Source organism: Lentzea aerocolonigenes (genome assembly GCF_000974445.1).
GTDB classification, from domain to species: domain Bacteria; phylum Actinomycetota; class Actinomycetes; order Mycobacteriales; family Pseudonocardiaceae; genus Lentzea; species Lentzea aerocolonigenes.
Genome location: NZ_BBOJ01000006.1, coordinates 339,353 through 351,324 on the forward strand (window position 1 = coordinate 339,353; position 11,972 = coordinate 351,324).

Below are 11,972 nucleotides of genomic sequence, written 5' to 3' on the forward strand. Positions count from 1 at the left end.
CCCTCAATTCCTTTTCCTGTGTTCGATCAGGCCCTCCATGGCGTGCTGGAAGCGGGTGGCGACCCGCCGCACGGTCTCGGTCCGGTGGAGGTTCGTGCTGTGGTGCCACTCGACGAGGAGATCTCCCTCGCCGGTGCGCTCGATCTCCAGGTGCAGTGCGTACGGGCGCAAGCCTCCGCTCGTGCTCTCGCCGCACAGGTCACCCGGTAACTCGTCGACGACCAGGCCCCTGCTCCCGTCGTCGTTCACGGCGTCGAGCCCGCCCGTGAAGTTGATGTTGACCTGCCGGTCGGGGGCCGCGCGCAGGCGGCGCACGTCCTGGTCGTCCGGGGTCAGGTGGCGCAGTGCGCCGTAGCCGACTCCGTGGCGTGGCACGGACTTCAGGCTTTCCGCGGCGGCTAGGACGAGTCCGGCGCGGTCGGTCAGGTCGTCGTGCCGGAGCACCAGCGGGTGGACCGAGGTGAACCAGCCGACCGTGCGGGACAGGTCGGTGCCGGGCGCCAAGCTTTCCCTGCCGTGGTGTTCGAGATCGACGACGACCGTGTCGGTGCCTGCCCACTCCCCCAGCGTCTGGTGCAGCGCGGCCAGGACCAGATCCAGGACCTGGGCGTTCGGCAGTCCCGCCGCGTCGACGGCGACCTCGACGACGGCGGCGGAGTCCTCGGTGTTGGCGCCGGTGGCGTCGACCGGCAGCGTGAAGGCCGTCTCCGCCTTCGCGAGCCAGTACGGCAGTTCGGCCCGAACCTCGTCGCTGCCCGCGAAGGCCGCGACCGACTCGGCCCACCGCCGGAACGACGTCGTCTTCGGCGGGAGGGGTTCGCCGTGGTAGGCCGCGTCGAGGTCCTCCAGCAGGACGTTCCACGACACGCCGTCCACGACCAGGTGGTGCGCAACGAGGCCGAGCCACGCCGGTTCCTCGCCGCGGTCGAACAGCACGGCTGCCACCAGAGGCCCGTTCGCGAGGTCGAGCGACCGTTGCAGCGCGTCCATGTGCTCCTGGACATCGCCTTGGACGATCGCGAACGCGACCGCCTCGCCGGGCTCGGCGACGTGCTGCCTCCAGCCGTCGGGCCCGTGGTGCAGGCGGGTGCGCAGGGCGTCGTGGTGGGTCACCAGGGTGGCGAGCGCGGCGGCGAGCCGTGCGGCGTCGACGTTCGGGGTCAGCTCGAAGAGTCCCGACCAGTTCCAGTGGTTGCGGTCGTCGATCGTGGCCGTCGTGAACCATCGCTGGATCGGGGTCAGCGGTACCGGTCCGGTGACCGGGCCCTCCTCGACGACGACAGGGGTGGTCGTCGTGGTGGCCAGTTCCGCGATCGTCTGGTGGGTGAACAGGTCCGCCACCGCGAGGCCGAGACCCGCGGCACGGGCGCGTGCCACCACCTGGAGACCGGCGATCGAGTCGCCTCCCAGGTCGAAGAAGTTGTCGTGCACGCCGACGCGGTCGGTCTGGAGCAGCTTCGCCCAGATGTCGGCCAGCGCCCGTTCCGCGTCGGTGCGCGGGGCCACGTACGCGTCGGTCTCCGCGGCGGCGGGTGCAGGCAGGGCACGGCGGTCGAGCTTGCCGTTGGCCGTCAGGGGCAGGGCTTCCAGTGTCACGAACGCCGACGGCACCAGGTAGTCCGGCAGCCGCTCGCGCAGGAACGTCCTCAGTTCCGCGGTGTCGGCGTCGGTGACCACGTAGGCCACGAGACGCTTCCCGGATCCCTGGGTGGCCACGACGGCGGCGGCCCGCACGTCGTCGCGCCGGGTCAGCAGCGCCTCGACCTCGCCGGGCTCGACCCGGAACCCCCGGATCTTGACCTGGTCGTCGGTCCTGCCGAGGAACTCCAGCGTGCCGTCGGACCGCCAGCGCGCCCGGTCCCCGGTGCGGTACAGGCGTTCCCCGGTGCCGGTGGGATCGGGGACGAAGCGTTCCGCGGTGAGGTCCGGACGGCCGACGTAACCCCGTGCCACGCCGGGACCTCCGACGAACAGCTCGCCCGTCACACCGGGCGGCAGCACCTGCAGCCACGGGTCGAGCACGTGGGCCCGCATCCCCGCGAACGGCTTGCCGATCGGTACCTGCGCACCGACCTCGTCGAGGGTGTGGACGGTGCACGTCATGGTGGTCTCGGTGGGCCCGTAGGCGTTCACGATGCGCAGTTCCGGCCGGCGCTCGCGGGCCGTGCGGGCGTGCTGTGCCTGGAGCGCGTCGCCGCCGACGACGAGCAGGCGCAGGCCGTCGAGCACGTCGGGCGAGGTCTCGACCAGCTGGTGGAACAGGCCCGTGGTGAGCAGCGAGGCGGTGATGCCGTGGTGGCGCAGGAACTTGCCGACGTCCATCCGCTCGGCGAGGTCCGTGGGTCCGACGACGAGGGTGGCGCCGTTGAGCAGTGCCAGCCAGATCTCGAACGCGCCGGTGTCGAAGCCGATGCCCGCGAGGTGCGACACGACGTCGCCGGGCCCGACGCCGAAGGTGGGATCGGTGCAGACCCTGGCCACGCCCTCGTGGGTCAGCGACACGCCCTTGGGGACGCCGGTGGAGCCCGACGTGAACAGCACGTACAGCTCGCAGGCGGGGCCGCCGACCACTGGTAGCGGACCTTCGGTCTCGGCGGTGGGAAGGTCGAGCACGCGCACGCCGGGTACGTCGAGAGGCCGGTCACCCGCGGACACCACGAGCCGGACACCCGCCGAGGCGATCATCTGCCTCGTGCGCGCCGTCCCCTGGGCCGGGTCCAGCGGCACGTAGCTGCCGCCCGCCCCGATCACCCCGAGCATCGCCACGATCAGCTCCGCGCTCCGGTCGAAGTGCAGCCCGACCCGCGTGCCGGCACCGACACCGTTGGCGCGCAACCGTTCCGCGACCGCACAGGCCCGGCGGTCGAGCTCGGCGTAGGTGAGCTCGACACCGCTACCGCGCAGCGCCAGATGGTCCGGGTCAGCCGCTACCTGGCGCCCGAACAAGGCGGCCAGGTGTGCCGCGGGCATCTCGCGGGGCTCCGACGAGCTCCACGCGAGCACCTCGGCGCGCTGGTCGTCGTCGAGCAACGCGATCTCGCGCACAGGTGTGCCGGGCGCGCCGGCGACGGTGGTGAGGATGCGTTCGAGCTGGTCGAGCAACGCCTCCACGGTGGCGTCGTCGAACGCGCCCGTGGAGTACTCGCACAGCAGCGCGAGCTGACCGTCGACGTCGACGACGAGCTTCAGCGGATAACGCCCCTGTTCCAGCAACGCGGGTGAGTCGAACTCGTCCGCGTCGTCCCCGTCGTCGACACCGCCGGGCAGGTTCTGGACCGCGACGATGCTCTCGAACAACCGCGGCACCCCGGCCACCCGCTGGATGTCGACCAACGGCGAGTGCTCGAAGCGCTGCACGGCGACCTGGCCGTCCTGAACCGTCCGCAGCCACTCGTCGAACGGCGTGCGGTCGCGCGGAACCTCGATCCGCACGGGCAGTGTGTTGATGAACAGGCCGACGATCGACTCGACACCCGCCAGAGCAGCGGGACGCCCCGACACCGTGAGCCCGAAGACCACGTCGTCCTCACCGCTGTGCGACGCCAGCAGCAGCGCCCACGCCGCCTGCACGACGGCGCTGATCGTGACGTGCTCACGTCGTGCCAGGGCTTCCAGTGCCAGGGCGACGTCTTCCGGCAGCTCGCGGTGCCGCCTGCCCTGCTCCCAGTGCAGCCGCGTGGTGCGGTCGACGGGCAGAGCGGTGGGCGAGGTGAAGCCGTCGAGGTACTGGCGCCAGAAGTCGTCGGCGGCGGGCTGTTCCCGCAGCCAGGCGATGTAGTCGCGGTAGGGACGCACGGCCGGCAGGGGCTCCCCCCGGTAGGCCGCGATCACCTCGTCCCAGACGAGCGGGATGCTCCAGCCGTCGAGGTAGAGGTGGTGGAACGTGAACACGACCCACTGCCGTTCGCCCAGATCCGCCACGTACACCCGCAGCAGTGGCGCGGTGGTGACGTCGAACCCGCGGCGTTGGTCGGCGTCGAGCAGCTCGTCCAGCGCGGCGTCCGGGTCCGCCGCGGAAGTCCAGTCGAGCACCTCGAACGGCACGTCGACCTCGCCGATGACGACCTGCACGGGCTCGTCGACGCCCTCCCACACGAAGGCGCTGCGCAACGCGGGATGCCGGCCGACGACGGTCCGCCAGGCCTCCCGCAGGGCGGCGACGTCGAGCGGGCCGCGCAGCTCGCGCACGTCCTGCGCCCAGTACACCGCGGTGTCGGCGGGCGCCTCCAGCACGTGGAAGAGCATGCCCTGTTGCATGGGCGACAACGGGTAGGCGTCGACGAGGCCCGGTACGTGCAGCGACTCCAGGTCCACCAACGGTGTTGCGGTGGCGGTGGAGTCGACCACGACGCCCGTGTGAGCGGCGAGCTGCTGCACGGTCTGGTGCGTGAAGAGGTCGGCGATCCGCAGCTCCAGGCCCGCTTCCCTGGCCCTGGCCACGATCCGGAGGCTGATGATCGAGTCGCCGCCCAGCTCGAAGTAGTTGTCGTGCAGGCCGACGCGCTCGACGCCGAGCACCTCTTCCCACACCGCGGCGAGCGTGCGTTCGACGTCGGTGCCGGGCGCCTCGTGACCAGAGGAGTCCGGCGCGTCGGGCAACGGCAGCGCGCGCTTGTCGAGTTTTCCGTTGGTGTTCAACGGCAGCTCGTCGAGCGGCACGATCGCCGACGGCACCAGGAACTCGGGCAGCCGCTCGGCGAGGAAGCCGCGCAGGTCCGCCGGTTCAGCTGCGCCCACGACGTAGGCCACCAGCCGCTTGCCCTGCGGAAGCTCGCGAACGACCACGGCGGCGTTGGCGACGTCGGGGTGCCCGGCGAGCACGTGCTCGACCTCGCCCGGCTCGACCCGGAACCCGCGGATCTTGACCTGGTCGTCCGTGCGCCCGACGAAGTCGACCGCACCGTCAGCGCCCCACCGCACCAGGTCGCCGGTGCGGTACATCCGCGCACCGGGCACGGACGGGTCAGGCACGAACCGTTCCGCGGCAAGATCCGGCCGACCCGAATAGCCACGCGCCAACCCAGTGCCACCGATGTAGAGCTCACCCGGCACGCCGACCGGCGTCGGCCGGAGCCAACGGTCCAGCACGTAGAAACGCAAGCCCCGCAACGCGGTGCCGATGGGCACGGTGGCCGGGCCGAGCCGTCCGGTGTGCATGTCGTGGAACGACGCGTACACAGTGGACTCAGTCGGACCGTACATGTTGTAAATCGCCACAGAAGGATTCGCGTCCAGCACCTTCCTGGCCTGGACGGGCGACATCCCCTCGCCACCGGCCAGCACCAGACGATGTCCCGCGAACACGCCCGGATCGGTGTCCGCCAGCTGGTGGAAGAGCCCTGTCGTCATGAACGACAACGTCACGCCGTGCGAGGCGTAGAACGTGGCAACGTCCAGTCGTTCGGCCAAGTTCGCGGACGCCACTGCGAGCGTGGCGCCGTTGAGCAACGCCGTCCAGATCTCCCACGTCGACGCGTCGAACGACACCGCGGCGGTGTGCGCCACGACGTCGTCGGGCTGAGCGGCCACGGCCGGGTCGAGAACGACCCGCAAGACGCCTTCCTCGGTGACCTCCACACCCTTCGGCACACCGGTCGAGCCCGAGGTGAACATCGTGTAGACCAGACGTCCCGGCACAGCGGCGAGTTCCGGCCACTCGGCACCCGACGTGAGCAACTCCGCGAGATCGACGTGCGGTGCTTCCAGGGCGTAGTCACCACGGGAGACGACCAGCTCGACCCCGGCCGCGGCCTGCACATCACGCAACCGGCCGTGCGGCAAAGCGGGATCAAGCGGCACATACGTCCCACCCGCCTGCACCACGCTCAGGATCGCGACGACCAGGTCGACCGACCGCTCGAACCACAGCCCGACCCGCGTCTCCTCACCAACACCGGCAGCCCGCAGACCGGCGGCTACCCGCGCCACCCGCTCACCCAGTTCGGCGTAGGTCAGCTCACCGACCGCCACGCGGTCCCCGAACCGCTCCACCGCAACCCGGAACCGCTCGGCCAAGCCGACGAACGGCTCCTCCACCGCAGGCCCCGCACCCCACCCGGTCACGGGCTCCGGCGTCACCTCGCGCACGACGGCGGAAGGCGTGCGGGTGACCGCGGTGAGCACCTCGGCGAGCTGCCCGAGCAACCGCTCCACAGTGGACGGATCGAAGGCGCCGGCCGAGTAGTTCGCCTCGACCTTCAGCGTCGCTTCGAGGTCGACCGCGAGAATCATCGGGTAGTGCATCTGCTCGACCGAGTCGATCGAGGCGAACAGCTCCTCCGGGTCCTCCTCGCCCTCCTCCGGCATCGCACCCTGCGGGTAGTTGCCGAACACGAGCATGCTGTCGAACAGGCCACCTGAGGAGACGCGCTGAATCTCCGCGAGCGGTGTGTGTTCGTGGCGCTGCATGAGAACCTGGTTCTCCTGGAGCTCACCGAGCCAGTCGGCGAACGTGCGCTCCCAGGCCACCCGCACCCGCACCGGCAGGGTGTTGATGAACAGGCCGACGATCGACTCCACGCCGGGCAGCTCGGCCGGGCGCCCGGACACGGTGAGGCCGAACACGACGTCGTCCTCGCCCGAGTAGGCCGACAGCAGCACCGCCCACGCCGCCTGCACGACCGTCGACAGGGTGACCCGCCGCTCGCGGGCCAGCGACACGAGTGCCGCCGTGACGTCACGGGGCAATGCCAGCTCACGCCGTCCCTGGGCCCAGTGCTCGCGCACCACGCGGTCCACCGGCAACGGCGTCGGTGAGTCGAACCCGGCGAGGTACTCGCGCCAGAACGCTTCCGCCTCAACGGAGTCACGCCGGCTCAGCCAGGCGATGAAGTCGCGGTAGGGCCGTGCGGGAGGCAGGGACTCGCGCCGGTAGGCGGCGGTGACCTCGTCCCACAGCAGCGGGATGCTCCAGCCGTCGGCGTAGAGGTGGTGGAACGCCAGCAGGATCCAGTGCCGATCGCGTCCGCGAGCCAGGTGAACGCGCAGCAGCGGTGCGGAAGAGAGATCGCAGCCGCGTGCGCGGTCCTGGGCCAGCAGTTCCTCGATGGCGGCGTCGACATCGGTGACAGCCGACCAGTCGTGCACCTCGAACGGCACGTCGACGTCACCGAAGACGACCTCGAGCGGCTCGTGCACGCCCTCCCACACGAAGCCGGTGCGCAGTGCGGGATGCCGGTCGAGGACGAGCTGCCAGGCCGCGCGCACGGCGTCGACGTCCAGCTCACCGGTCAGCTCTCGCACGTCCTGGGTCCAGTAGACGCCGCTGTCCGGTGACTCGACGGCGTGGAAGAGCATTCCTTGCTGCAACGGCGACAACGGGTAGACGTCGACCAGTCCGGGCGCACGTGCGACCAGAGCGTCCAAAGAGGACTGTTCCAGGGCTGCCAGCGGAACGTCGGACGGTGTCAGGCCGTGTGCGCCGGACCGGCAGTGGTCCACGAGATCTGCCAGCGCCCGCACGTAGGCCTCGGCGAGCCGCTCGATCGTCGAACGCCGGTGGAGGTTCGCGCTGTACTGCCACTCCACGGAAAGAGTCCCGTCGGCGGCCTGGGTCACCTCGACGCCGAGCACGTGCGAGCGCAGTCCGCCCTCTCCCTCGGCCGGGCCGCACAGCTCCTCGGAGAGCTCACGGGCGAACAGGCCGCCGTCCGAGTCCTCCACGGCGTCCACACCGCCGAGGTAGTTGAAGACGACCGGGCGCGCCGGGGCGTTGCGGAGCTGCTCGTCCCGCTCGCGCAGCACGGTGTAGCCGACACCGCGGCGCGGCACGGCGCGCAGCTGTTCCTTGACCGCCTTGATCACACCGCCGATGTCGCCGAGGTCGGTGTGGTGCAGCCCGACGGGGTGGATGGCGGTGAACCAGCCGACGGTCCGGCTGAGGTCGATGCCGTCGGCGATCGGCTCGCGGCCGTGGCTCTCCAGGTCGATGGCGGCGGCGCTGCTGCCGGTCCACCGCCCGAGCACCTGGAGCAGTGCGGCGAGCAGCAGTTCGTGGCCCTGGGTGCGGTAGGCGCGGTGGGCGTGGGTGAGCAACGCCGAGGTGCGGTCCGCGTCGAGGGCGACCCGGACGGACTCGGTGGAGTCCTCGGTGTTGGGGCCGTCGAGGTCGGTGGGCACGGCGGTGGTCGTCCGCACGACCTCGCGCCACCACGGCAGCTCGCCGGACGGGTCGAACGCCTCCAGCGCGGCCGCCCACTCCTGGTACGAGGTGGTCTTCGGGCCGAGCGCACCACCGGAGTACGCGGTGTCGAGGTCCTCCAGCAGGACGTTCCAGGAGACCGCGTCCACGACGTAGTGGTGCACGGTGAGGCCGAACCACGCGGGCCGGTCGCCGCGGTCGACGTACACGGCACGCAGCAGCGGTCCGTCCGTGAGGCTCAACGACGTCTGCGCGGTGGTCATGGCGGCGGTGACGGCCTCGTCCAGCGCCTGGCCGTCCAGGTCGCCGGCGTCGAGCACGGTCACCAGCTCGGCGGTCTCGGCCGCCGCGTTCTCCTGCGCACCGTCGTCCAGACGCAGCCGCAGGGCGTCGTGGTGGGCGACGACGGTGCCGAGCGCGGCCCGCATCGTGCCCGCATCGGTTCCCGGTGCCAGCTCGAACATCCCGGACCAGTTGAAGTGGTCGCGTTCGGGCAGCTCCTCGCGGAGGAACCAGCGCTGGATGGGCGTGAAGGCCACCGGTCCGCTCACGGCACCCTGATCGACCGCCGCAGGTGCGGCCGTGCTGACGTGCGCGGCCAACTCGTGCACGGACTGGTGGGTGAACACGTCGGCGATCGCCAGGCCCAGTCCGGCGGCACGGGCCCGCGCCACGATCTGGAGACTCACGATCGAGTCGCCGCCCAGCTCGAAGAAGTTGTCGTGCACACCAACACGTTCGACGCCGAGCACCTCTTCCCACACCGCGGCGAGCGTGCGTTCCGCGTCGGTGCTGGGCGGCTCGTACGTGGTCTCGGGAGCGCCGGGGTCAGGCAGCGCGCGCTTGTCGAGTTTTCCGTTGGGGTTCAACGGCAGCTCGTCGAGCGGCACGATCGCCGACGGCACCAGGAACTCGGGCAGCCGCTCGGCGAGGAACCGGCGGAGGTCCGCCGGCTGCGCGGTGCTCACGACGTAGGCGATCAGCCGCTTGTCGGTGACGATCACGGCGGCGTTGGCGACGTCCGGGTGGCCGGCGAGCACGTGCTCGACCTCGCCCGGCTCCACCCGGAACCCGCGGATCTTGACCTGGTCGTCCGTGCGTCCGACGAAGTCGACCGCACCGTCCGCACCCCACCGCACCAGGTCGCCCGTGCGGTACATCCGCGCACCGGGCACGGACGGGTCAGGCACGAACCGTTCCGAGGCAAGATCCGGCCGACCCGCATAGCCACGCGCCAACCCGATGCCACCGATGTACAGCTCACCCGGCACACCGACCGGCGTCGGCTGGAGCCAGCGGTCCAGCACGTAGAAACGCAAGCCGCGCAACGCGGTGCCGATCGGGACCGACGACGGACCGAGTCGTCCGGTGTGCATGTCGTGGAACGACGCGTACACAGTGGACTCAGTCGGACCGTACATGTTGTAGATGGCCACAGAAGGGTTCGCGTCCAGCACCTTGCGGGCCTGCACCGGCGACATCGCCTCGCCACCGGCCAGCACCAGGCGATGCCCGGCGAACACAGCGGGATCGGTGTCCGCCAGCTGGTGGAACAAACCGGTGGTCATGAACGACAAGGTGACGCCGTGCGACGCGTAGAACCTGGCAACGTCCAGTCGCTCAGCGAGGTTCGCGGACGCCACCGCGAGCGTGGCGCCGTTCAGCAACGCCGTCCAGATTTCCCACGTCGACGCGTCGAACGACACCGCCGCCATGTGCGCGACCACGTCACCGGGCACAGCGGCGACGGCAGGATCGAGCACGACCCGCAGAACGCCCTCCTCGGTGACCTCCACGCCCTTCGGCACTCCGGTCGAGCCCGAGGTGAACATCGTGTAGACCAGACGCCCAGGCACAGCAACGAGTTCCGGCCACTCGGCGGGTCCGCTGACCAGATCCACGAAGTCGAGGACGCGCGGACCGTCGAGGGCGTAATCGCCACGGGACACGACCAGCTCGACCCCGGCAGCGACCTGCACATCACGCAACCGGCCGTGCGGCAACGCAGGATCAAGCGGCACATACGTTCCACCGGCCTGCACCACACCGAGAAGCGCCACCACGAGGTCGACCGACCGTTCGAACCACAGCCCGACCCGCGTCTCCTCGCCAACACCAGCGGCCCGCAAACTGGCAGCCACCCGCGCCACCCGCTCACCCAGCTCGGCATAGGTCAGACCACCGACCGCCACCCGATCCCCGAACCGCCCTACCGCCAGCCGGAACCGCTCGGCCAAGCCGACGAACGGCTCCTCCACCACAGGCCCCACGCCCCACCCGGTCACGGGCTCCGGCGTCACCTCGCGCACCAGCCGGTCGGGCTGTGCCACCGCGCTGCCCAGCACCGCCTGCACCTGGTCGAGCAGCCGGTCGACGGTGGCCTCGTCGAACGCGCCCACCGAGAACTCAGCCTCGATCTTGAGCGTGTCCTCCAGGTCGATTGCGAACGCGATCGGGTAGTTGACCTGCTCGATGGAGTCGAGCGCGCCGAAGCGGTCCTCGTCGCCCTCCTCTTCCTCCTCGGCCAACAGCGCCTGCGGGTAGTTGCCGAACACCACGATGCTGTCGAAGACACCGCTGCCCCGCGGCAGCTCCGACCACCGCTTGATGTCCGTCAGCGCGGTGAACTCGTAGCGCTGCACCGCGACCTGGTTCTCCTGGAGCTCGCCGAGCCAGTCGGCGAACGTGCGCTCCCACGACACCCGCACGCGCACCGGCAGGGTGTTGATGAACACGCCCACCATCGACTCGACGCCGGGCAGGTCGGCGGGGCGGCCGGACACGGTGAGGCCGTAGACGACCTCGTCGTCACCCGAGTAGGCGGCGAGCAGGAGCGCCCACGCCGCCTGGATCACCGTGGAGGGCGTGACGCGCCTGCGCCGGGCGAGGTCCATGATCCCGGCGGTCAGGTCCAGGGGCAGCTCGACGCGGCGGCGGCCCTGAGCCCAGTGGTCGCGCACCGACCGGTCGACGGGCAACGCCGTCGGGACGTCGAACCCGGCCAGGTAGTTCCGCCAGAACGCCTCGGCCTCCGCACGGTCGCGCTTGCCCAGCCAGGCGATGAAGTCGCGGTAGGGCCGCACCGGTTCGAGGACGGGCTTCCTGCCGCGGCACAGGGCGTCGTAGGCGGCACCGACCTCCTCCAGGACGACGGGCACGCTCCAGCCGTCGCACAGTCCGGAGTAGAGGGCCCACACCATCCGGTGATGGCTGGTGCCGTCGTTGATGACGTGCACGCGCATGAGCGGGGGTTTGGTGAGGTCGAAACCCTGGGCGCGGTCGCGGGCGAGCAGCTCCTCCAGCGCGGCCTGCTGGTCGGTGACGGCCGTCCAGTCGTGCACCTCGAACGGCACCCGGACGTCGCTCATCACGACCTGCAGCGGTTCGGGCACGCCCTCCCACACGAAGCCGGTGCGCAGCACCGCGTGGCGGGCGATCACCAGCTCCCAGGCACGCCTCATGGCGTCGAGGTCGAGCACCCCGTCGAATTCGTAGAGGCCCTGCGCCCAGTAGACGCCCCCGTCCGACTGCGCCTCCAGGACGTGGAAAAGCATGCCCTGTTGAACAGGTGCCAACGGATACATGTCTTCAATCAAGGGTCCCCGCCCCAATCCCTCTTCCTAACAACCGTTTTACACAGCGGTCATTTACAGAGCAAGGAATTATCACCACGCATAGAATATTCGAATACAGATCATTCACAACGGCCATCGCCTCACGAAAACGGCGCGCCAAAATAAAGCCTGCCGGCGCCGTGCAATTCACTGCCCCAGTTGCGGAAACGCCAGTGCCCTGAATGCCCGCTGTTTCTCGGTGCCTCGGTCCGGCCCGA

Annotated in this window: 1 protein-coding gene; it reads right to left on the reverse strand. The window is 70.4% G+C overall.

Features of this window, described 5'->3' with window-relative positions; translation table 11 throughout:
* Positions 1-3: 3 nt before the first annotated feature.
* Positions 4-11,724: a non-ribosomal peptide synthetase gene (locus AOM45_RS14425; protein WP_081902540.1), complete on the reverse strand. Its 11,721-nt coding sequence runs from the start codon at positions 11,722-11,724 to the stop codon at positions 4-6.
* Positions 11,725-11,972 lie beyond the last annotated feature (248 nt).